The sequence below is a fragment of the Vibrio sp. IB15 genome, from assembly GCF_016406055.1.
Taxonomy (GTDB): domain Bacteria; phylum Pseudomonadota; class Gammaproteobacteria; order Enterobacterales; family Vibrionaceae; genus Vibrio; species Vibrio chagasii.
This window is the reverse complement of the sequence record NZ_JAEFCE010000003.1, coordinates 74,519-97,165: the sequence shown is the minus strand read 5'-3', so window position 1 is coordinate 97,165 and position 22,647 is coordinate 74,519. Positions and strand designations below refer to the sequence as shown.

The following is a 22,647-nucleotide window of genomic DNA, read 5'->3' as shown; positions in this document are numbered from 1 at the left end:
CCAACCACCAAAGAAAGGCACTATCTAAATATGACCAAGAAAATCCATTTATGGCGGTTCGCAGCCATTGTCTATAGCCCCTTATCCGTCGCATTTTGTCTTAGTGACGACGTCCAAGATACTCAATCATTAGATGCGATTAACCAGAATCGTATTACGTCCTGGGCTCGAAACGAAGTTTATTCAGAGCCACAGTTTGGCATTGCACTAGGCGAACTTGAGCACGATGCTCATACAAACTCTTTCTCGGCAGCTTGGCCACAAACAGAGCAAGCACTGGCGAGCGTCCCGCAAACTTTTGAAAGTACACTAAGCGAACAAAGTCTATTCAACCGCCTCGGTAAAGCGGGCTCTTCTACGCTCGAAGTTTTAGGGCCAGTTGGAGATGCGGTCGCCGTGGGCTTTTGGCTAGACAACATGGTAAGTACATTCTCTCAGGAATCCTCTACTCGTCTTGATGAAGCCGCTTCTGTTTTTTCCATCGTTCCTCTCGTTGGTGATGAGTTAAACCTATTGTCGAATGATATTAAGTACTTCGCAGCGAAAGAAAAAATTGAAGAGTTTGAAAACCAATCACATTACGTGTTTAGTGACCACTCGCCAGATTTTTATCGCTTCCATCACAAAAAAAAGGACGCAATTGCTCTACTTAACAAATACGACAATCACGTATTACAGAGTGCCGAAATGTATGTCGACCACTTACTTCTTGAAGCTGACACAGAATATCGCCGACTGACCGCTGCATACGATAGGCAACTTTCTAAACAAATGGCACGCATTGATTTAGAAATGTTGAAATCTATCGCGCATGTATCGCCTGAATCAAATCTGCACCAGCCGCTATGCCACAACGTTCACTCTTCTTTAACAGAACTAGAACGCTGTATTCGTACTGAAGGGCCCTCACGAATTGACAATTTCGTTAATAACCTAAGCAAAGATGACTACCACGCGCTCGCTTTAAAATTACATAGCAAGAAAAGAGAGCTCGTTGAAATCGCTTTACGCCGACTATCCACGCACAGAATGAACATAGTTAACAGGCTAATAGAAAGGGCAAAACCTCACGTCGCATCGATCATAACACACAGCAAAATCAACCGAAGTACATTGGAATTTCAAGTCAGGCAAAGTGGATTGAGAGAGTATGCAAACGAAGTTTGGGGGCTTGATTATCTCAGTGAAGAGCAACTTAAAACGGCTACCTTACTGATACGCCCAGCCAGAGAGTGTTGGGGAGTTCCTGCCATTGTACCCGGAGGCATTCAAGCCTCTGTCGATGCATGTAAAGATTCTGGTGCATTATACGATACTTACCACCCTATAAAGGACCCAGAGTTATCAGAAGTGTTGCTAAAAAAGGTTGAACTTAATGTCGAAGAGCATGTTGCATCGAGAGTTATTGCTGGTTGGCCAGTTGGCTTATTTAAAACTCAATTAATCAGTACTGCTAACGCCTATATATCTGGCCAGTCGTCGAACAAACTATTTGAAGATCTCCTGTCCAAGTTAGCAAACATAGAAGCTCTCCCCTACCAAACGTCTTTCAATGATTACTTGGAGAGCAAAGGAGTTGACAGCTCAGACCCCAATAATCGCAACAGTTGGTATCAGATTAGCCGTTGGTACGAGCTGCTGCTAACAGAACGACCAAGTGGTGGGGTATTAGATCAAATCAAACAATATGAAATTTTTAAACACTTTATTCAGCCTCAATTCAAGATCGCTATTACCCTTTCTTACATACGCTCTCTCAATTACTCAGTACCCTACCCAAGCGTATACTCTGCAGCAAACCTTAGGTTTTATGCCCCTCAAATGGCAGACATACTCGATAACGTGATGTCGCAACCTGACTCTCACTTTGAGCAAAACTTTCAAAACGCCATTGACAGCATAACGGAAAAGGCGATGAAAGCGACAAGTGCCAACCAACTTCAGTATTTATTGGGCGATCTTTCTCTCTATCTTCAAATCGCACAGCATCAACAGTCAGAATCAAATATATCAACCAACAGTAAACATCAACTGTTCAACAGCACGCTATCACCTCTTCATCTGAGCTACCTATCACAAGACCATCAAGACAACATTGCGTTTCAAATTGGGGAAATCTCTACCCACCAGCTTTGGTCGGACCTAGTTGATATCAAGAGCGCGTTAAGCCAAGGGGATATTCAAACGGCAGTAACACAATTAGGAGCCATCGTTAAAGAGGATGACTTTACCATGCTTCCACACATCAACCATATGCTGCTTAGAGAGCTAGAAGATTGGATTGAAATTCAATTGGCATTAGAGGAATAAGTCTATGAAACATAAAATTACACTAACCCTTTTGACCTTGATGCTGCTCATCAATTCAAGCCATACATTTGCTGGAAAAGGATCTGAATTTGGACTCTTTTATGATGATCCAGACGGCGTAAGAGTCATCGAAGGATACAATTCCGGGGCTTATGGAAACCTTTATCGCATGTCCAGAAATCTATACGTGCAAACCAAGAGTGACGCCTACCTTGCAGACATGAGCGTGTTGATTCGCAACCTGCAACTATCGCCAACAGGGCGTGAGATTTTGCGACAAATCGCTACCTACGAACCAGTAAATGCACCCGATGATGCTGTGGAACCGCTAATAGAACATACGATCGGAGTCGATCAATCAAAGGCTACTGTTGTCACGGTGATCAGGGAACCTGAAGGCCCAGGCCGACTATTCGAGACAGTACCTTCGTTGTTCGAAGACCAGCAAAAGGCTTCACTGGCATGGCAACGACAATTCAATGGCAAAGGTGTATCGAATACGATTCTCTTCTCCACCACAGAGATGGTTAACATTCCAGGAAAGAAAACACCATTTGATCAAACCGTCGCTTTAGGACATGAGCTGATCCACGCTCGAGATTTTTCTTCTGGCGCTGTTCCACAAGGCAGTACACCTCTGTCTCATCGACATCCCGACACCAACCAAATCACAGAATATGTCATTCCGAATTATGAGTACCAAACGACAGGAATTACACACTACAACAATGCTGAAAATGGGCGAGATCCTGTAACGGAAATCAGTAGTGCGAGACAATCAATGATCAACCTTCGCGAAGAGATGTATTTCCATTGGAAAGCACTCGGACAAGAAAAGGCTAAGGCGTATTTAAAAAATGAAAAAGTGGTGAGCGAGTTTCATTTAGCTGATGATCTAGGAAAAGAGAAGCGCAATACTTATTGGCCAAAAGAGCATTACGACTATCAACCCTACCCCCTTGAAACTAGACCATCTGCAACACCTCAGCACGCACCTAAATGGGATACCTTAGAAGGAAAGCAAGCTCATATAGAAGTTAAACAAGCGCTCCAACAATCATTAAGTGAAGGGAATAACCCTGCGATTGTTATCGTTGATGCAACCGAACAGCGCCTTTCCCAAAGCCTACAAAACTCACCAGCGCTCACACGAAGAGGCCTTAGTAACCAGAGTTCCATTTTGAAATACGCAGCACAGAACGACATCAAAGTGGTCAACCTATACAGTGACGCGAACGAAACGCCACTGAGCTCGCTTAAAAAAAGGAAAAAGAACCTGCTATACCGAGCGATTTCCGGTCAAAAAACAGGGGAGACACAAGGTTACCGAGACGTTCAATATAACGAAGGCAACCAAACAGCCCTAACCTCGGCACTGGAAGACAATGACGAAGTGTTAGTGATGGCCTACTCTGACGGCAAAGTGACAACCAATATTATCGACAACCTTTCAGAAAACATGCAAAAACAAGTAGTGGTATCGCGATACGCTAACTTGGATTACCAACCATCAAACCTCAGCGCAGAAGAGAGCACAGCCTGGAAATCACTAAGAAGAAAAGACAATGTAAGAGTGCTTGGAGGTGGCAGCCGCTCTCGCTTCAATATATGTAGTATCCAATAAATAAGGCTCAAAAAGACGGTTTGACATCAGTAAAACGTCGTATACAACCGGCCCTTTGTTAGTGATTAAACGCAATAGCAAAGGGCTGGTTTATGACAAATAAACTCGGTGCGTGACTTAAAAATGCAATCACAACGACACAAAAGTTTGAGTTAATGAAGCCGGCTAAAGACAGAGATCCCTAACAGGAGGAGCTATGAAATACTGTCCATGTTGCTCAACAGAGCTCATATCACGAGATGATGTACACATTTGTCCACGTAACGAAATCGGTGACTGCTATTTTGACGGGTATGAGCAATCTCATATTGAATATCATCAGCTCAAAGACTACCCACAAGATTCAGCGTTCGATATCGTAGAGGTCATCGCTGACTAGCTCTAATAGAGTTGAAAAACGGAGTTTGTCTCGCTAGCAAATCGTTTCGGCTTACGTATATTCACCAAAATTAAAAAGCCCTGATGTTAATATCATCAGGGCTTTTTTTGTCTTTCAGCGCCATAAACATACAGCGAATCTAGAAGTAATTAGCTAACCATTACCACATAAGATCATCAGGGATCACGAAGTCTTTGTACGGGTCATCCTCGTCAACTTCATCAGTGCTTGCTGTTTGAGTATCAACGATTGATTCTTCATCACGCATCGCGATTTTGTTTGCTACAGCTGTTGGAATCACAACATAGCTTTCGCCCTGACGTGCAATACTCAAGATACCTTTACTCAATTGCTTTTGAGTCAGCTCTTCTACGTATAGGTATTTAACCAAAGTACCGTCGGTGAAGTTATATTTGATCTCACCATTTTTCTGGTCAATCTTATTCATATCAATCAGCTGTTTCACTTGAGCTTTGATCTCTTTGCTCAACTGTTTCTCTTTCAGCTGCTGGTTTAATTCTTTGTCTTTTGCTTGCTGCGCCAGTTTGTTTTCTTCTGCCGCTGCTTTTGCTTCACGAGCTTGAACGCGAGACTTTTTAGAGCCTTTCTTCGCCTTCTTTAATTTTTTCTCATTTACCAAGCCAGCTTTAAGCATCTGCTCTTGGAGTGTTAACTTTGCCATGACTTTCCCAGTTCAGGATTAAAAACGGCACTATCATACCTGTTTTTCGAGTTTCTGTTTACCAGACAAGAGTAAATTACTCAACAATTCCAAAATTAACACATCCTCTCAAAACGACTTATTGTTCATTCTCTTAACCGATACCAATTCACCTTCCAACTTTATTGCGCGCGCGTAACACTTCTCATTCCATCAGAACAATATTTTCATCTTCAATAGATGGTCAAATTTATAAAACCTTGGCATATATCTCATAATTTAATATTGCTTATAGAGTTACAACTCAAGCGCAATATCTATTGACTACGTTATTCATTACACCCATTAGTAAGGATAACGTAACCAATGAAAAATCAATGGACTAGCTTAAGTGCATTACTCGCATCAGCTTCATTCTTATCTACCCCGGCTATCGCCGATACCGACGTGTATCTGACCAATAACACCAATCAAGTAATGACGATTCAAGCCAGTCACAGTGGTACTGACCTCCTTAAATATGGAGACGAATGGCAACAACACGTTGAACAAATTGGCCCTTGGGAAACCAAAAAACTGATCAGCTTTAATCGTTGGACGGGTGTCAAATCAGGGGAAACTTATCAATTCAATACTGTGGTTTCGAATACTGTGGGTGAAAGTATCACTCTTAATCAAACCATGAATGGACACTGGTACAACTCTACTCTACAACATGGCTTAAGTGCTGCTGATGTTAATTTGAGACTCTACGATGACCGTAATATTCATCGCAGTACGACCGATGCCTTTGACCTGAATACCGAGCTCGCACTCAAAGCTGATAACACAGCACGTTACGATGACATTCACTACACCATCACTCCAGAAAAAGTAGACGAGCAACCAAACCCTGATGCGAATACGTTGAAGGTCATGACGTATAACATTTGGGCTCTTCCTGCGATCGCCTCCCATATTGGTGACCGCTACGACCTGATCCCTCAGTATGTCAAAGGCTACGACGTACTCGCACTTCAAGAGGTGTTTGCCAACGGCCGAGATGAATTCTTACGTGAGCTGGCCAAAGAATACCCTTACCAAACCAAGATGCTCGATAAAGATGGCATCAACATCTATGACGGCGGCGTCATCATTGTCAGCCGCTATCCTATTGTTAACGAAGCTCAATATGTGTTTCCCGACTGCACTGGTACTGACTGTTTTGCTGACAAGGGCGTGAACTACGCAGAGATCATCAAAAATGGACAGGCATATCACGTATTTGGTACTCACACTGCATCGTTCGACACCACAACGGCACGCAACTACCGACAACGTCAATTTAGACAAATGCGCGAGTTAGCCGTATCGCTCGATATCCCTGCATCAGAAACTGTGATTTATAGCGGTGACTTCAACGTTAATAAGCTTAAGTTCCCAAGTGATTACCAAGAGATGTTTGCTAATCTTCAAGCGATTGAACCCGAGTATTCAGGCTATACAGCGTCGACATTCGACCCACGTATTAATAACTTCGCTGGCGAGCCAATGTCTGGTGGGGAAAACGTCGAATACCTAGACTATGTCGTGGTAAGTTCCGAATACGCAGTGAAAGCGCATAACAATAACCGGGTTGACGTTCCCCGCTCTACCAGTAATGAGCTTTGGAAGCATTACAATCTTTCAGACCACTTCCCTGTTAGTGCAGTCATCAAGTAACGTGGTGAATAAGAAATGCAGCGCGTTATATTAATCATCATGCTCACCGCATTGGTGGGCATGATTAGTTATTCATGGTCATCGAAAACACCAGAAACACCCACGGCTTTGGTTGAACAGGAAGCAGTTGCGCAACCAAGCGATGATTACCCTCTCATTGAGAATCATGGAACCGAAAGACAGCAAGACACTTTGCGCCAACCCAATCAGCCTGTAACGATTGATGGCAAAGCGTATGCAGAGCAGCTGGTTAGCCTTGAAGGTAAAAGCTTGTTCAGTGAGTTTGACCAATTTTGGGCACAATGCGAACAGGCCAACAACTGTACGGTACAACTATCGCAACTAGAATCTGAGTTACCAAAAGAATGGTTTGAATTACTGAGCAACTATCCTGCTCTCTATTCAGAGTGGAAAACTATGGAAAGTACCATCCCTCTCGACTCTGTAGATGACTTAGAGGCACGCGTTGCCTTGTTTAAGCAATCCGCGCAACAGATATGGGGTGAGTTAGCCCACCAGCTGTTTTCCGATCAATTTGCGCATTTAGACTTTACGCTTAGTGCAAAGGCAGTTAATTCGATAGAAGCGAACGAGTTTACTTTGCACTATCAAAAATTACTGTCGCAGTGGCAAAGTAAAGCCGAAGCATTAAACGTAGAAACTAAAGCACAACAATACGAGCTCGCTATGTCATTACTTCCGAGTAGCTTTAGCCCTACCGAGCTAGCCTCCATTAAGGCAGAACTGCAAGAGATATATTTGGATGAATCACAAGCAAGCAACATTGTGGCTCGTGAACAACAAGTAGCGAAGCAACAGCAAACGGTGGCAACTTATCATGAACAATTCGCTCAACTAAAGTCGTCCTTAGATATACTGCGGTCTACCAGCCATAGGGACTGGAGCACCCAAGAGTGGGATACATACTATCAACAACAGGTGTCTGGCTTTCGGGAGACCTTCTTTAAATAACCTCTTTGGACAATCTAGCTTCAAATCACCAGCCAACTACCGTGGTATCGGATCAGCTGAGGTCATTGCGAAACTGTGCTGGTGTTTTATGAAGCCAGCCTTTAAATGCCCTTCTGAAGTTTGCAGGATCACTGTAGCCAAGCCTTTCACCGATATCCTCAATGCTCATGGTTGTCGAAAGTAAAAGCTCTTTGGCTAACTCAATGCGAACTTCCGATAATAATGTCTGATAACTGGAATCATGAGCGTTCAGCTCGCGCCTGAGTGTACGAGAGCTGCAACCAAACTGCTCTGCGAGTCGCTCAATACCGGGAAAGTGACCTACCGTTTGGTAGAAGATCGTTTTTATCTGGTTGGTTAATAGATGCTCTGAATCCAAGGTATCAACAATCGATTGGCAAGAAGTGAGGTAACGTTTCAGAGTTGCGGCGTCATGAGTTGGTAGGGTTTGGGACAACACCGATCCATCAAATCGCATCTCACAACTGGCCTGATCAAAGGCGACATCACACGCAAACCGTTCATTATACAATGCGGCGTAATTGGGGCGCGGATAAGGCAACAACAGCGTTTCAATCGATAATACAGAGCCAGTCAGTTCCTGAAACAAAGAAAGGATCGAGCTAAGAAAGTACTCGCTGCAGAAAGGAAGCAGGTCCCCAACCTCTAATGTGTTGTCGATCAGTATCGTAGCTTTCTCACCATCTCGAATCAACTTTACCGAGAAGATCGGCCCGTTCAAGCGTAGGTATTTAAAACCTGCCTTGATCGCCTCTTCTACGTTTTGACTGGTCGATAACACATACCCCAACACACCAAAGTGGCTCAAGCTAGCGTTTTCACCAAGCCATAAACCCAAACCATCATTTGGAAAGCTTTGGTTCACAGCACTGAAAATAGACAGTTTATCCGCGTAAGTCAGTTTCGTATTGGGATCTCGCCAATCGGCACTTTCAAGTCCTAAACCAAAGAGTAGTTCTTCAGTATTCACGCCTCTTTGTTCTATGGCATTGAGCAATAATCCCACATCTAAAGCGCCCAGGTGATGGCGGTGTTCGGTTGGCATGTACTCTGCGATAATGTTCAATCGAATCTCCCTAAATTAGATCCCCTCCGTCAACGTAACCGCTCACTATCGCCCCTAAATAGGTAAGATCGTGATTAGAAACCCGCTCCTGTCCGAATATGACCTCCAAATTCTACTAAACTCACCGCAAAATGGGGTTAATTGTTAAATTAATGTGAACCATCGCAATGATAAACACACTTCCAGCTCCAGACTGCGTGATTAACTCTAATGGTCAGCCAATCATTGGGCATTTCGATGGTGTCCCAAAACATCTCAACATCGATAAGTTTGACTATCGAAACGCCATGGACGCAAAAGCAAGCGCTTGGAGTAAGCACTTCCATTACAAGCAATTTCAGTTTGCGAGCCTAGTTACACAGACTCACATCATTGGCGTTGCTATTGCTGACATTCGTTACTTGAGTTCGGCGTTTTGTTACGTATACGACATAGAGAGTAATCACCTAGAAGAGTCCAATTGGCTGCGCCCTTTAGCAGTTGATAAGCAAGTTACTCACTCCCCCTTTCAAGGCACAACAAAAATCGCAGGTCAAAGCATCGCTTTCAATATCAAAGACGGACATTGGAGCATCTCACTTAACACCAAGCATGTGAAAGCACAACTTAACCTGCGACCAGAGCCCCAAAGCTTGCCTATGGCGATGTGCACACCAACCGGTTATTCAGGATGGACCTACACCCAAAAGCACAATGCACTAACAGTAACTGGAACGCTTGAGATCAACCAACGAGCGGTCTCTCTCAACGACGCACGTGCTGGCTATGACTTTTCTGCTGGATACATGAGGCGTGAAACCAGTTGGCGTTGGGCTAGCATCAATGCGCTAGTTGATAACACGAACATTGGGCTTAACCTCGCGGCTGGAGTTAATGAAACAGGTGGCTGTGAAAACGTACTGTGGATTAATGGGACCCGACACTTACTTAGTGATGCACAGTTTACATTTGGCCGACAAGATACCCATTTGCCTTGGCAGATAACGTCTGCAGATGGACGCATCAACCTGACTTTTACTCCCTGCAACCATCGCAGCGAGAAACTCAACCTATGGCTGTTAAAGAGTAACTTTCGCCAGTTCATCGGGCACTTTTCTGGCTCAATTAAAGACAACGAAGGGACAATCCACCAGCTCGATGAGGTGCTTGGTTTAACCGAAGATCACTTCGCTCGCTGGTAGAAAAGCCTGCTAACCAGACGAATTAATGAATAGCGATTAACTCAACATATCACCTCATCACTCAGAGTGGACCCACAAGGATAAAGGATGAATATCGACGCATTAATCAATCACCCAGAATGGCTACTATTAGTACTGGCGCCTTTGTTCATGATTTGCATGTTAGCCGAGTATTTTATTGGTCAGAAACAAGGACGATTACCAGATAACTCAAGCTATAAGCTATCTGAAGTGGTATGTAATTTCACACTGGCAGGTATGCATCAGCTCTCGGACTTATTGACCGGGCTACTGATTGTTCAGCTTTACCTATGGTTATTTGGTTGGCGTTTATTGGACATAGAGATGGGCGTGTTGAGTTTCATTGTGCTCATGATTTTACAGGATTTTTTTTACTACTGGTTCCATCGAGCAAGTCATCGTGTTCGTTGGATGTGGGCCGCTCATGTCGCGCATCACAGTTCAGAGCGCATGAATTTTAGTACTGCATTTCGTCAGAGCTTAATGTACCCAATCGCGGGGATGTGGCTGTTCTGGGTTCCGTTAGTCATCATAGGTTTCGACCCAAAGTGGGTGGTCTTCGTGGTGCTTTTAAACCTAGGTTTGCAGTTCTTTGTTCACACACAGTGGGTTCGAAGCTTAGGGCCTCTTGAGTACCTCTTTAATACGCCATCGCACCACCGAGTGCACCACGGCAGGAATCCGCAATACATCGATAAAAATTACGCTGGTGTGCTTATTATCTGGGATAAGTTCTTTGGTACTTTTGAACCGGAAGTAGAAACTGTGCGTTACGGTGTCACCAAACCAGTAAACAGTTATAATCCCATCACGGTTACTTTCCAAGAGTGGAGGCTAATATGGACAGATCTCAAGAATACACAGCTATCTAGGATGCAGAAAATTAAGTTAATGCTCTCTCCGCCTTCTGATTAACACCCGCGAATTGATGGATGAAAATGGCCCACATTAGGCGGGCCACCAATTCAGTTTATTTCCAACGCCACTGGCTACCGTTGATATCAGCCCCCACCCGCCAAGTGCGGTCATTCCATTTCAGTGAGTTTGCTAAGCCATTCTTCAACTGACCATTATCCCAACGCCATTGTTGAGTCTCATGATTACGGCACAACTCTAAGCTAATATCTATTCCATTCTGGTCAAGACACATCGTTGGTGCGGCTTTGTTGATCAACTTGCCATTCGCATTCATTTTCCACTTTTGATTATCACCATCGTGACAGCGCCAACCATAAATGACTAAACCTGATTTAGAGCCATCGACTTCGGCATCTAAACATTTCAATCCATCCTCTGACTCAGTAACAATACTTCGCCATTCACCAGCGGTCTGCGTACCACTTGATGCTTCGAACAGGGCCTGTACTACTGATGTCAGTGGTTGAGTGCTGCGTGATGCTCTACGAGCGTTATCTTGCCAAGATTGAGGAACAGGCTGTGTAATGTCCCACAGGCCTTGGCCATCATAGTATGACTTAGCTACCGATTGAGGAGTCGGTGTCCATAAAAAGTCTGGATGTCGGTTCTGATACCATTCACCACCAATCGCATTACCATTTTGATCAAGTTCCAAGTCGTAGTAATAAGTAACGTTAGTAATACCATCGTAACGCGGTGAGTCACTGGTTCTATGGGTTGGAGACGTCTCAACGACATAACTGACCACCATCTGAACGCCGACCACGCTTTGGGCATTTGAAGAACGGTAACTAGAAAATCTATCTTTACGGTAATCACTCAGGTCAATCGTTACCGCTGCTGGTTGAGAAGCGGTTTGGTTCGTTTGTGGATTAAAATAGGTCACCTTATAGCCAACAACAGGTTGATTCCAAACTTGATAGTCGTAGGTTGCATCCATAATTAGGCTACGTTTAGAAATCCCCAGCTGATTTAGGATCGATAAGTGCCAACTGGCTGGGTTGGTATCTACACAATTCGGGTCGACAACACGCCCATTTTCATCTCTCTCCGGGTCTTTTATGTTACAGCGCCCACCAATAAAGCGAGAACTAAACGGCGCTTCAGACCATAGTAATGTCCCGAGAGCTTTGATATCTGACGGGTAGAAAGTAAGCGGCTCTCCATTCGCGTCAGGTACAATCAGCGATTGCTTTGGTCGAGGAAGCATATAGGCAGCAGGTGCCCAGCCATGGCAAAGCCCCATCCAACGCTCGACGTGGCCACGAGACTCATAATATCCCTTCCCCGATTCCCATGAACGTTGGGTCAGCGTGAAATTCTCATCTCCAACCAGAAGATCATATTTTTCTGCTGGCGACAGGTCATCACGGTCTTTGCCCTGATAATACTCTAGTGGTTTTTGTGAATGACTGAAGTTGAAATAGTCTTGCCAATTGTTCGCTCTCAGTTCCTTATCGGCATAACGCCAAGCAAGTGCACCAGAGTAGAGAGGCCAATAGGTATCTGACCAAGGTTGAGCATCAAGTCGTGTTTGATTAGGTGCCACTTGAGCCAATTGGTTTAAGTTGCGAATCAGTCCGTTCCCTGCATCAACTAAACGAGCTGGATTATCGTTTTGTCGAATCGGTGATAATAAGAACTCTGATATTTCTGAGTTTGCCTCTCCCCTTCTCATGATAGTGTCTCTCATCAAGTCTCGATGACGACTCATATACTCGGAGTTCTCGGAAAAGATAACCTGACCAGTTTTTTCTGGAATAGCATCCATAACCGTCTGGGGAGATTCATGAAACGCCTCCATGAATTCAGTGACTTGTGAATCACTAGCGACTGCGGCATATGGGAGTATCGCTGACAATAAAGTTACGATCGTTTTCATTAAAATTTCTACTCTCTCAGTTACTATTGTTATTGATAATAATTACCATTAACAGGACAAAGTAAGCAGAGTGGTTCGCTTTATGGGATAAATCAATTTCACGATCGTGCCAATAAATCAAACTGTGATTCGCTTTCGAATAACACCTCCATTTATCTTCTGAACTAATTAGAACGCGAACTATCTATAAATAATAAGATAGATACGCAATAACCCATATTAAACAATAAGCATAATATGTATAATAAAAAGCTATTAGAAATCGATTGTTATTACCAAAATGAAAACATTACACATTCGCTATTTGCTTGCCCTTTGCCTCTCTGCACTACCATTTACTTCACTCGCCGCCCTCAAATATAACGCTCAGTATTACAGTGCTGATAACATTGAAACCATTCTTGAAGATATGTCTGACCCAGGATTCGAATCGAATTATGGAGACTTCGCTAAGATCCGGTCGCAGCTGTACCAACAAGCAGCAGCGCAAAACCAACACCTAAACCCTAGTGAGATTGATGCACTAGAAAGGTATCAAGATGATGCCTATCAGCCGATAAGAAGAGGGTTAGCGCAAGGGAGAATGGACTCGGAGACAGAATCATTAATCAATGAAATAGACTCAGCGTTCGAACATGGCATCAAATACAAAGGGACAGTGTTTCGTGGGGAGAGCTTACTCTCCGCTTACGGAGACACTGTAAAAGTTGGAGATATCGTCAGTCCCAATTCATACTTGTCCACGTCTATCTCGAAAACATCTTCTTATACTTTTCATAATGGGCAACTTTCTCGATTTGAGCTTAACCTTGGTCAACATGGAATCGTGATACCCACGGTGCGCGATGATGAATTAGAGGTGCTGGTTAATAGAAACTCTCTGTTTGAGGTCACGGCGATCAATACCACGCCGGAGGGAAATCAAGTGATCTACCGCGAAGTATCAGCAGAACAGGTCGGTACGCGCCCTATAAAAGATCTCCATTCAGGAGAAAACCTCACCGTAGCAGAAGCCTGTATCTACTAGTGACTTTGCCGTTAGGTACGAAACATTAGGCACTATGATAAAAGCTGAGGAGATCTTTCCTCAGCCTTAACGATCACTAATAGACCTTATGAAAGTCGATCAGCTGAAATGTTAAGTCGCTTACCCAAAAATCCCCATCCAACTCGGCACCTTGTACGAATCGTTTGTCTCCCATCTCTAAGGTCACAATATATTTACCCGCGATAAGCCCTTCGACCATGTAAAAGCCATCACTCTCTATTTCACTGGAATATTCGGTGCCTTTCTGGATGTGTTTAAAATGCAGGTACGCATTGCTCTCTATATCCCCTTCCACAGTGCCATCCACACCAAATGACACCACCATCTCGATCGGTGCATGGGTTTGTCCCACCTGCTTAGTATTTACAAACACTGGATTCTGAATTGGTGTTAAGTTGAGGTCTAACGCTCCTTCATCGATATAAATTGGTAGCTTTTCTCTAGCAGGAACACTTGAAAACTCAAACCTTCCTTTAGAATTACTGACAGCACGTTGGTCCAGGACCTGTAAGCTGACTCCGGCTATAGGTTGCTTGTGATGGTCATACACGATGCCGGTCAGTTTAGAGTGGTTGTATCGATTCCATTCAACAAACTCGCCAATATCTTCGTCAAAATAGGTTTTCGCACCAAATTCCGTGGTCATCTCGACGCCATATCGGTCTTCTGTGCCTTCCAATCTAAAGAGCAGATATGGATTCACGCGTGCTTCCAAAGAGGCAGTAAATGAGACATCTTGTTTCTGGTAGCGTGCCGATACATTAGTGGTCAGCTCTTGAAATACCTTCAAAGGATCAAGCACACACTCTTTACAGGCATTTCTTAAGGAGAGCTCAGTGCGTTCATGATGTCCAGACCCATTCACTGTTCCAGATATATTCCACGATGTATCAGAAAAACCGCTTTTGGCGAGCTCGACGGTATGCAAGTAACTATCTTGGTGGGTATCTTTCGTGTATTGATAATCCCCTGCATAAGAAAGGAACAGGTTACTCGACACTTTGGCGTTCACTTTTGGCTCTACACTTAACTCGTCGTCATCGTTTCTTACCGTTAAAAAGGCAGTGAGGTTTGCAAGTGACAAGTTGTACTTGAAGACATCATACTCCATCGACTCTAAATCCAATTCATCGGTCTTATTAAGTTCAATCGATGCGGACTGATCGGCACCTAGCAAGATATCAAACTCCATGGGGAACCGATTAAAATCGGGCAACCAACCAATATGACCAGCAAACCAGTGTGTCGGTAAATATCGCCCCTGAAAACCGACTAAGTCTTTGCCATGCTGTCGTCTGAAAGCACTACCCACGGTAAAATAATCAGCGAGGCCATACTCTAACGAGACAGCGCCAGTTCGATCCGCGCCTTCATTACCTACCACCTCAACGCCCCAGTCATTGTGTGGTAAAAAGGCATCTTCTAAACCAGCAACGGTGATCTCTTCTTCCTGCCACACCCCTTTAGATAAGTAGTAACGAAACTTTATGGTGTCACCAGGGGAAATGTTGTCTTCTTCAATGACAAAACGTCCAAACTCATCAGAACGATAAGTGGTTTGATAGATACCATTAACCAACACGTCAATGCTGATATTGGGTTGGGTTGTACGTTCCAATTGTAAGTTGCCGAACTCAGGCTGACGGTTTCGATTGGTGTAGTAGAGACCGTCTTCAAGGGTTTGGTTAATCGTAAAAACACTGCCATCCAACAATACATGCCCTAACTCAAGCGAGCCCTCACCATCGTTCGTCTCAACCGCGATGTTGTAATAGACGATGGGCTGGTCTTCTCTCGAATCGATAGACAATCGGGATAAGAAATGTTCGGTACTAAGAATGGTATCGGAAATGGCATAGACATCACCTCCCTCTTCACTGTCGTGATATACAGACGTTGCTACTCGTGTCGCTAATCCTACCCTAGCAAGGGGCTCGACCGCAGGCACGTTAGAGGCACGTTTTAATTCTTCGGCTTTCTTACGGGATTCACTTTTGATCTTCGAGATCACCGCTTCCAACTCGGTCAAGGAGCTGAATTCCGGAGAAACGGTCAGCCGATAGTCATCAATGTCCCATCGGACTTTGGCAGGGATACACGCTTGTAGGCTGTACCAGTGGATATAGGTTTCAGACTCAATCACTTCAAACTTAATTGATTGGATATTATTGTCATCGCGATAACAAAGCGCTTGCTGGGTATCAACAATATAGGGGGGAGACTCTCTACCTACATCTTGCGGCAGGTAGATTTCACAATAACCCACGTCATCGCACTGCCCGTTCATCTCTAACAGCGAAAAAGCCGCATTGGATATCGATATGAACGGCTCTTCGTAATCATCCATCATCACACGGTAAAAACTATCACCGACTTGTCCTACTCGCACCTCTATATGAGCAGGATAGAGTTCACTCGCCTCGTTTTCCTGTTCTGACTGAGAATAAGCGACAAATGGAAGCAAAGAGCAAAGCAAGACAAGTCGACATAACAGGTGCTGGAACATGAATCTTATCGTCACTCAATCGAGCGCGTAAGCACTGACAACATACAGCTCAAGTTATAGAACACATTCGTGCAAAGACTCATCGTTTTGAACCAGTGAAATCTTTGAGCCTTTTGGAAGCGATTTGGTTAATTCAGCATTACGCAGCAACACCACCTTTTCGCTGTGTTCGTCGACATTCAGTTTGGCGCTGAACTGAAACTTACCGTCATTGGTGATCTTGAGGTTCTCTTCATCACATTCAAACTTAACATCTTGGACCTGTTCACCTTTTTGTACGTAAACTGGCACATAACTGTTGATGTGGAAGTTAAGCTGGAACGCTGAACCATTGTTAGATCGAACCTTTCTGGACAGGTCTGGCGGTGAGGCTTCGGGCGCTTTCGCTATCGGAGAGAACCATAGATAAGCACGGTATTCACCATCAGGCATGTCCGCAGGTAAGGCGTTCATACGCAGGCGAACGGTGCGCCTTTGGTTAGGCTTCAATTCACGAATAATCGGTGGTGACACTTTAATCCAATCAGCGATGTTTTCAGACTCAGCAATATTGGCATCGGTACGCACCAGCCCACTCGCCTTTACTGGTCGATAGATAGGTTTTATCTCTAATCGAATCGGTTCATCTGAATTGTTTTCTACCACGATTTTTTCTGTCACAGAGGTATCAGCATCTAAGACGAAACGTGTTGGTGCAATAAGGAGTTGAGCATAGGCTTGTGCAGTGAAAAGTAAGCCGACAATACATGAGATAAATAACTTCATTTATAATTAACCTCAAAAGGAATGGTACTGGTATAAACGCCAGCTGGGTGATTCGCGCCGATTTTTACTCTTGCGCCAATACACAGCAGTTTACTTCTGCCATTCCCTTTTATTTTCGCTCTGCCCCTTTTCGACAAGCCACAGCCAAAATAGAACTTTTTGATACGAAGACGTTTAGACTTTTGGGAATGGTTAAGGTATTGGTTAGATGGGAGCGAAACCACGATCTTTTTCCCTGGCTCACCTTCGACATAAAAGCGCACCACATAAATCTGACTACTCGATGGATTAGCATCGGCATTCTGTCCAGAACCAGAAACATACATGCCCGGAAATTTTACTTCCATATTCTCAGGAATTATTTCCAGAGCATAGAACGGGCTTGAATAAAAAATAAGACCAATATAAGCCGTGTACTTAACTACACATCTAAATAGAGACTTCATAGTAAAAGCGGCTGCAATATAACAGCCACAATATTAGACTAGTTTCATTTAATTACTGGTAAGTTACATCTACTGCAACGTTTGCAGTATAAGTACCAGCGACTAATGTTGCGCTCGAAGTACGTGCAGTGCCACCAATATTAAGATCCGCAGTACCCCCGGTAAGAGTTATCGCGTTATTAAAGTCAAATTCTGCCGCGATTGTATTTACACCGTTAACCAAGTTGGTATCTGAAATACTTACTGTTACCGTATCACCAGACTCTCCAGAAAGCGTAAACGCCGCAGCTCCTGCATCACCTTGAGCGACAACAACATCAGTAGTGTTGTCTGAAGTGATGATACCGAAGTCTAAATCACTGGTTTTTGTCATTGTAATTGCTTGTTTTACTTCTAATGTTGCATCAAAAGTGTCACTCACAGCGAAAACGTTCGCTGAAGAGATAGAAAGTGCAGAGACAGCAACAACCTTAAAGACTTTGTTCATTTCTTTAATCCTTTATATAAATTCGACTTTATTATTAGGGTTACCTAACAGCCAACCATAGTTAACAATTAAGTAACAACAATCCTATTTAGAAAATATATATATTGACACTTATTTATAAAGAAATAGAGAGCAGTGAGAATAAGATCACGCAAATTGATATAAATAACACTAATAAAAATAATGGTATTAGAGCATTCCATCCAATAATATATAAAACTCGTTTGACATACTAATTAGTTAGTTAACCATTTATTTAATCAAGTAAAAACCTAATTATTGGAATATATCCAGAAATACCGACCAAGATAAACTTGAAGTCATACCAAAAAACGATATATATAGATCATCATGTTGCAATAAATTCTCAAAATTGAAACAAGTTAGATTAATCCTCTCATTGTAATAAAATTGAAACATTAAGAAATCAAAGGTGAATTATTTACCCTCACAATTTATGATGTATTAAAATTAAGACATGTCAAATTATCTAACATGATTATTTATTGTGGTCATTAAAACTATAAAATAACATCATTTAGGATAATAATTTTATATCTATGACTGGTTCTACGATTTACTCTAATGACCGATTCAGTTTCATCTCTCAGGAGCGTTTAGTGCAACAAAGCGCGTGACGTTGAAAGCGTGATGTAAGGCAGATACAAGCAGTAACACACTCTTCATAGACTCAGAATGTTTTGGCTATCCAGAGCTGATTTTACCCCCCCAAATGGTGTCCCCTTCGAGCGCTTTGTCACACCACTTTGTTGGTTGATCTTGCCAATAAATAAGCAATCTAAGATACCAAGTCCTCGATCGCAGTCTGATTGAATAGGAATGCAGCACTTTCCTGCAATTTATTTGTGATCTGGGTTGCACGCGTACCGCATACTATCAGATACTGAACAAAACTAACCTTCAGCCACAGTACACGATTACCCGTAGACTGTTCAGGAAATTCAATGAGTTCAGATAATCAGCCAACCTACTTCTTTTTCGATTACGAAACATGGGGCGTGAGCCCAGCAAAAGATCGTCCAAGTCAGTTTGCCGGCGTTCGTACCGACCAAGATTTCAATATTATTGGTGAGCCATTGGTCATCTACTGCCAACCTCCTGCTGATTATCTACCTGCACCTGAAGCCGCACTGATCACTCGCATCACTCCACAAAAAGCCATGTCTCAAGGCCTACCGGAACCTGAGTTCATCGCCAAGATACATGCCGAGCTTGCAAAACCGAACACCACAAGCCTTGGTTACAACAGTATTCGATTCGATGACGAAGTAACGCGATACACCTGTTACCGTAACTTCATTGACCCATATGCATGGAGCTGGCAAAACGGTAACTCTCGTTGGGATCTATTAGACGTGATGCGTGCCGTACACGCTCTGCGCCCTGACGGTATTGTGTGGCCAGAAAACGAAGAAGGTTTCCCAAGCTTCAAACTGGAACATCTATCTGTGGCAAACGGCATAGAACATGAAAACGCGCACGATGCGATGGCGGATGTTATCGCGACTATCGAACTAGCGAAAAAGCTGAAAACCGCACAACCTAAGATGTTTGATTATCTCTACAACATGCGTCACAAGCGCAAGTTGAACGAATTAGTCGACATCGTAAACATGACACCTCTCATGCATGTGTCAGGCATGTTTGGTCGTGACTGCAATTACACAAGCTGGATCGTTCCTATGGCGTGGCATCCAACCAATCAAAATGCGGTTATCGTGGTGGACTTGGCAAAAGATCCTAGCCCTCTGCTTGAGCTAGATACTGATGAGCTTAGAGAAAGGCTTTACACCAAGCGCAGCGACCTAAATGAAGACGAGCTACCAGTGCCAATTAAGCTGGTTCAACTCAACAAGTGCCCTATCCTAGCGCCAGCAAAAACGTTAACCGCTGAAAATGCTGAAACCATTGGTATTGATCGTCAGCAGTGTTTGAAGAACCTAGCGATCCTACGCGAACACCCAGAAATTCGCGAAAAACTGATTGGCTTATATTCACAGGAACGTGAATACGAAAAGAGCGACGATGTAGATACCCAACTTTACGATGGCTTCTTCTCTCCAGCAGATAAGACCGCGATGAACATCATCCGTGAGACTGATCCAAATAACTTAGCAGCGCTGGATATCACCTTCAGTGACGAACGTATTAAGCCTTTGCTGTTTCGTTACCGCGCTCGCCACTTCCCATGGACACTAGACGAATCTGAGCAGATTAAGTGGGCAAACCATTGTCGTGAGTTTTACGAAAGCCGCTTAGAAGAATACATGCTCAACCTAGAAAACCTCGCACACGAACATGAAAGCGACGAAAAGAAAATGGCTATCTTGAAAGCGGTGTATCAATACGTAGAAAAGCTAGCTAGTTAACCCATTATCGAGAGATGTAAAACCTTGAAAGAAAGATTGCTCAAACTCGTTTACTGCTTAATCTCCTTCACCTTAATCATAGGTGCTCTCACTGCAGGCAACGCGTTACAACAATACTTAAACACCTCAATCCCTGGCAGTATTTTTGGTATGTTGATTTTGTTTACTGCCATGGTGATAGGTATTGTGCCTGCGCACTGGGTACAACCTGGTGCCAGCCTAATTATTCGTTTGATGATTTTGCTGTTTGTCCCGATCAGTGTCGGGCTTATGGAACATTTTGACATGCTTATCGCTAACGCACTGCCGATTATGGCGAGCGCGGTGGGCGGCACACTCATCGTATTGGTATCTTTGTCATGGTTCTTAGACCGCTTGCTGGCGAGAGGTAAATAACCATGTGGATTCTATTAACGATTGTGGTGTTTCTGTTTGCCCGTTGGGTAAGTCAGAAAGTGAACTCCCCGCTATGTAACCCGCTTCTAATAAGCATTGGCATCATCATTCCAATTCTGACGTTCTTTAAAGTCCCGTTCGAGACCTACTACGCAGACAATACTTGGATTACGTACATGCTTCAGCCAGCGGTTGTCGCCCTAGCTTATCCTTTATATGAGCAGCTACCTCAAATTCGAGCTAACTGGCGAATCATAACCTTTGCATGCACACTGGGTAGTGTGATGTCGATGACCACAGCGGCAATGATTGCCGTCGCTTTCAGAGCTGACCTAAGTTTGATTGCGAGTCTATTGGGCAAATCAGTCACCACACCCATTGCAATGGAAGTATCAAGCCATCTTGGTGGTGAAGCGGCTATTGCTGCAATACTGGTTCTTATCGTTGGTTTATTCGGGGCAATTTTTGCTTACCCTATCTACAATCTGATTGGTATTAAGAGCCCTATTGCTAGGGGTTTAACCATGGGCACGGTTTCTCACGCGTTAGGTACGGCGACTTGCGCTGAAAAGAACCAAGAAGATGCGGCTTTCAGTTCACTGGCGCTAGTGCTTTGTGGCGTTATCACCTCAATCATCGCACCTAGCGTGTTTGGCATGGTCGTCTGGTTTTATTCATAGCGGAAGTGCTCACAAAACGTATCAGCCCAAGCGCAGCCCTGTTGATTTCAGTGTTTGCTTGGGCTTTTTATTGCCATTTATTCAGCTAATCACCGGTGATTTTGAACAATAAGTGCGATATCAGCTGTAAAAATGGTCCTTGCAATCGATTTCAAGTGTGACCTCACTCTAATTATGCAAACCAATGTAACAACAACAATACAATGGTGATCTTTATCACAGAAAATTCCTGAGCATTGCATAAACTTAAAGCCTAAGGTCAATTAAGGATTCAACATGAACAGTCGTATTACCCTGGCGCTGGAAAGTGCTCCATCATCAATGAAAGCGCTTTTAAGTGACATCGTATTAGCAGACAACTTTGACGCGACATTGTCTCCAGAACAGTTCTCTAGCCTGCTTCAAGCAAGCGGCTTAGCGGATGACGAACTACGCATCGCACTACTTCCTTTTGCTGCAGCGTATTCATACGCTCCGCTATCTGACTTTTACGTTGGCGCGATCGTGCGTGGTTTGTCTGGTACTTTGTACTTTGGTGCAAACCTTGAAATCGCGGGTGCGCAACTTGGCCAAACCGTACACGCAGAGCAATCTGCAATCAGCCACGCTTGGATGAAAGGCGAGCGAGGCATCTCGGACATCACAATTAACTTCAGCCCTTGTGGTCACTGTCGTCAATTTATGAATGAGTTGACTACAGCGAAAGAGCTTAAAGTTCAGCTGCCACAGCGTGATGAAATGTCACTACAAGAGTACCTACCTGATTCATTTGGACCTTCTGATCTTGGTGTAACAACAGGCTTGATGTCTGAACTTGATCATAAGTACACGACGGAAGAGACCACTCCTATCGTAGTTGAAGCATTAGCAGCCCTTAACCGCAGCCATGCGCCATACACCAAAAATTTAAGTGGTGTATCACTACAGCTAACAACTGGTGAGATCTTCACTGGTGCTTACGCTGAAAACGCAGCATTCAACCCTAGCCTTCCACCGCTACAAGTTGCGCTGATTCAACTAAAACTTGCGGGCTTCGATTTTGAACAAATTGAAAGTGCAGCATTGGTTGAAATCGCCGAGGGTAGTATCAGTCACCTAGCGGATACGCAATCTACATTAGAAGCGATTAATCCTGACATTCCAGTGACTTACTTAGCAATCTAAGTACATCTAATTAACAACCTTTTAAATAA

The 22,647-nt window shown here is 43.7% G+C and carries 19 protein-coding genes; 12 read left to right on the top strand and 7 right to left on the bottom strand.

Translation table 11 applies throughout. The annotated features are described in order from the left end of the window. Positions 1–30 precede the first annotated feature (30 nt). From JC606_RS01900 to JC606_RS01890, 3 genes are all read left to right on the top strand, one after another. The gene (locus tag JC606_RS01900; RefSeq protein ID WP_198777699.1) at positions 31–2,310 is read left to right on the top strand and encodes a hypothetical protein; all 2,280 of its coding nucleotides are present in this window, start codon (positions 31–33) and stop codon (positions 2,308–2,310) included. A 4-nt stretch (positions 2,311–2,314) separates the two neighbouring features. Further along, on the top strand, positions 2,315–3,934 hold the full coding sequence (locus JC606_RS01895) for a M91 family zinc metallopeptidase (RefSeq protein ID WP_137407732.1): 1,620 nt from the start codon (positions 2,315–2,317) through the stop codon (positions 3,932–3,934). Positions 3,935–4,130: 196 nt separating this feature from the next. Beyond that, a complete protein-coding gene (locus JC606_RS01890) occupies positions 4,131–4,313 on the top strand; it encodes a hypothetical protein (RefSeq protein ID WP_137407731.1) in 183 nt (60 codons plus the stop codon). A gap of 160 nt (positions 4,314–4,473) precedes the next feature. Here the strand turns inward: JC606_RS01890 and JC606_RS01885 are convergent, their stop codons facing one another. Continuing rightward, a complete protein-coding gene (locus tag JC606_RS01885; protein ID WP_198777698.1) occupies positions 4,474–4,995 on the bottom strand; it encodes a DUF2058 domain-containing protein in 522 nt (173 codons plus the stop codon). Positions 4,996–5,340: 345 nt separating this feature from the next. On the opposite strand from JC606_RS01885, the gene JC606_RS01880 reads away from it, so the two are divergent. Next, complete coding sequence (locus JC606_RS01880) at positions 5,341–6,675, top strand: sphingomyelin phosphodiesterase (RefSeq protein ID WP_198777697.1); 1,335 nt, start codon at positions 5,341–5,343, stop codon at positions 6,673–6,675. 15 nt (positions 6,676–6,690) lie between these two features. Beyond that, positions 6,691–7,647 (top strand): chromosome partitioning protein ParA, encoded by a 957-nt coding sequence (locus JC606_RS01875; protein WP_137407729.1) that lies wholly within the window; start codon positions 6,691–6,693, stop codon positions 7,645–7,647. A 52-nt stretch (positions 7,648–7,699) separates the two neighbouring features. Here the strand turns inward: JC606_RS01875 and JC606_RS01870 are convergent, their stop codons facing one another. Continuing rightward, positions 7,700–8,734, bottom strand: coding sequence for an AraC family transcriptional regulator (locus JC606_RS01870; protein WP_198777696.1), 1,035 nt, complete (start codon positions 8,732–8,734; stop codon positions 7,700–7,702). A gap of 167 nt (positions 8,735–8,901) precedes the next feature. Between JC606_RS01870 and JC606_RS01865 the strand changes: the two genes are divergently transcribed. Both JC606_RS01865 and JC606_RS01860 read left to right on the top strand, forming a co-directional pair. Then, entirely contained in the window at positions 8,902–9,915 is a 1,014-nt protein-coding gene (locus tag JC606_RS01865; RefSeq protein WP_198777695.1) for a DUF2804 domain-containing protein, read from the top strand. An 87-nt stretch (positions 9,916–10,002) separates the two neighbouring features. After that, positions 10,003–10,851 carry a sterol desaturase family protein gene (locus JC606_RS01860; RefSeq protein ID WP_198777694.1) on the top strand — a complete coding sequence of 283 codons (849 nt, stop codon included), beginning with the start codon at positions 10,003–10,005 and terminating at the stop codon, positions 10,849–10,851. A 55-nt stretch (positions 10,852–10,906) separates the two neighbouring features. On the opposite strand, the gene JC606_RS01855 is transcribed toward JC606_RS01860, so the two are convergent. Continuing rightward, complete coding sequence (locus JC606_RS01855) at positions 10,907–12,736, bottom strand: ricin-type beta-trefoil lectin domain protein (RefSeq protein WP_198777692.1); 1,830 nt, start codon at positions 12,734–12,736, stop codon at positions 10,907–10,909. A gap of 280 nt (positions 12,737–13,016) precedes the next feature. Between JC606_RS01855 and JC606_RS01850 the strand changes: the two genes are divergently transcribed. Next, positions 13,017–13,763, top strand: coding sequence for an ADP-ribosyltransferase (locus tag JC606_RS01850; RefSeq protein ID WP_198777690.1), 747 nt, complete (start codon positions 13,017–13,019; stop codon positions 13,761–13,763). 76 nt (positions 13,764–13,839) lie between these two features. Here JC606_RS01850 and JC606_RS01845 read toward each other — a convergent pair whose 3' ends face one another. The 4 genes from JC606_RS01845 to JC606_RS01830 are packed head-to-tail and all read right to left on the bottom strand — an operon-like array spanning position 13,840 to position 17,988. Next, positions 13,840–16,290 (bottom strand): carboxypeptidase-like regulatory domain-containing protein, encoded by a 2,451-nt coding sequence (locus JC606_RS01845; RefSeq protein WP_198777688.1) that lies wholly within the window; start codon positions 16,288–16,290, stop codon positions 13,840–13,842. 54 nt (positions 16,291–16,344) lie between these two features. Next, positions 16,345–17,055, bottom strand: coding sequence for a fimbrial biogenesis chaperone (locus tag JC606_RS01840; protein WP_198777687.1), 711 nt, complete (start codon positions 17,053–17,055; stop codon positions 16,345–16,347). Next, a complete protein-coding gene (locus JC606_RS01835) occupies positions 17,052–17,501 on the bottom strand; it encodes a DUF4402 domain-containing protein (RefSeq protein WP_061031507.1) in 450 nt (149 codons plus the stop codon). The genes JC606_RS01840 and JC606_RS01835 overlap by 4 nt, the downstream gene beginning before the upstream one ends. Before the next feature lie 52 nt (positions 17,502–17,553). Further along, positions 17,554–17,988 carry a DUF4402 domain-containing protein gene (locus JC606_RS01830; protein WP_008217484.1) on the bottom strand — a complete coding sequence of 145 codons (435 nt, stop codon included), beginning with the start codon at positions 17,986–17,988 and terminating at the stop codon, positions 17,554–17,556. Between the two features lie 965 nt (positions 17,989–18,953). Between JC606_RS01830 and sbcB the strand changes: the two genes are divergently transcribed. The 4 genes from sbcB (at position 18,954) to cdd (ending at position 22,618) form a co-directional block, all read left to right on the top strand. Further along, positions 18,954–20,378 (top strand): exodeoxyribonuclease I, encoded by a 1,425-nt coding sequence (gene sbcB, locus JC606_RS01825; protein WP_198777685.1) that lies wholly within the window; start codon positions 18,954–18,956, stop codon positions 20,376–20,378. A gap of 24 nt (positions 20,379–20,402) precedes the next feature. Then, the gene (locus tag JC606_RS01820; RefSeq protein ID WP_198777683.1) at positions 20,403–20,774 is read left to right on the top strand and encodes a CidA/LrgA family protein; all 372 of its coding nucleotides are present in this window, start codon (positions 20,403–20,405) and stop codon (positions 20,772–20,774) included. A 2-nt stretch (positions 20,775–20,776) separates the two neighbouring features. Beyond that, on the top strand, positions 20,777–21,454 hold the full coding sequence (locus tag JC606_RS01815) for an LrgB family protein (RefSeq protein WP_198777681.1): 678 nt from the start codon (positions 20,777–20,779) through the stop codon (positions 21,452–21,454). 276 nt (positions 21,455–21,730) lie between these two features. Continuing rightward, positions 21,731–22,618: a cytidine deaminase gene (gene cdd, locus JC606_RS01810; protein ID WP_008217477.1), complete on the top strand. Its 888-nt coding sequence runs from the start codon at positions 21,731–21,733 to the stop codon at positions 22,616–22,618. Positions 22,619–22,647: the final 29 nt, after the last annotated feature.

Excerpts from the sequence above, each read along its gene's own strand:
- JC606_RS01900 (WP_198777699.1), top strand. The coding sequence starts at position 31 with ATGACCAAGAAAATCCATTTATGGCGGTTCGCAGCCATTGTCTATAGC.
- JC606_RS01895 (WP_137407732.1), top strand. The coding sequence starts at position 2,315 with ATGAAACATAAAATTACACTAACCCTTTTGACCTTGATGCTGCTCATC.
- JC606_RS01890 (WP_137407731.1), top strand. The coding sequence starts at position 4,131 with ATGAAATACTGTCCATGTTGCTCAACAGAGCTCATATCACGAGATGAT.
- JC606_RS01885 (WP_198777698.1), bottom strand. The coding sequence starts at position 4,995 with ATGGCAAAGTTAACACTCCAAGAGCAGATGCTTAAAGCTGGCTTGGTA.
- JC606_RS01880 (WP_198777697.1), top strand. The coding sequence starts at position 5,341 with ATGAAAAATCAATGGACTAGCTTAAGTGCATTACTCGCATCAGCTTCA.
- JC606_RS01875 (WP_137407729.1), top strand. The coding sequence starts at position 6,691 with ATGCAGCGCGTTATATTAATCATCATGCTCACCGCATTGGTGGGCATG.
- JC606_RS01865 (WP_198777695.1), top strand. The coding sequence starts at position 8,902 with ATGATAAACACACTTCCAGCTCCAGACTGCGTGATTAACTCTAATGGT.
- JC606_RS01860 (WP_198777694.1), top strand. The coding sequence starts at position 10,003 with ATGAATATCGACGCATTAATCAATCACCCAGAATGGCTACTATTAGTA.
- JC606_RS01855 (WP_198777692.1), bottom strand. The coding sequence starts at position 12,736 with ATGAAAACGATCGTAACTTTATTGTCAGCGATACTCCCATATGCCGCA.
- JC606_RS01850 (WP_198777690.1), top strand. The coding sequence starts at position 13,017 with ATGAAAACATTACACATTCGCTATTTGCTTGCCCTTTGCCTCTCTGCA.
- JC606_RS01845 (WP_198777688.1), bottom strand. The coding sequence starts at position 16,290 with ATGTTCCAGCACCTGTTATGTCGACTTGTCTTGCTTTGCTCTTTGCTT.
- JC606_RS01840 (WP_198777687.1), bottom strand. The coding sequence starts at position 17,055 with ATGAAGTTATTTATCTCATGTATTGTCGGCTTACTTTTCACTGCACAA.
- JC606_RS01835 (WP_061031507.1), bottom strand. The coding sequence starts at position 17,501 with ATGAAGTCTCTATTTAGATGTGTAGTTAAGTACACGGCTTATATTGGT.
- JC606_RS01830 (WP_008217484.1), bottom strand. The coding sequence starts at position 17,988 with ATGAACAAAGTCTTTAAGGTTGTTGCTGTCTCTGCACTTTCTATCTCT.
- sbcB (WP_198777685.1), top strand. The coding sequence starts at position 18,954 with ATGAGTTCAGATAATCAGCCAACCTACTTCTTTTTCGATTACGAAACA.
- JC606_RS01815 (WP_198777681.1), top strand. The coding sequence starts at position 20,777 with ATGTGGATTCTATTAACGATTGTGGTGTTTCTGTTTGCCCGTTGGGTA.
- cdd (WP_008217477.1), top strand. The coding sequence starts at position 21,731 with ATGAACAGTCGTATTACCCTGGCGCTGGAAAGTGCTCCATCATCAATG.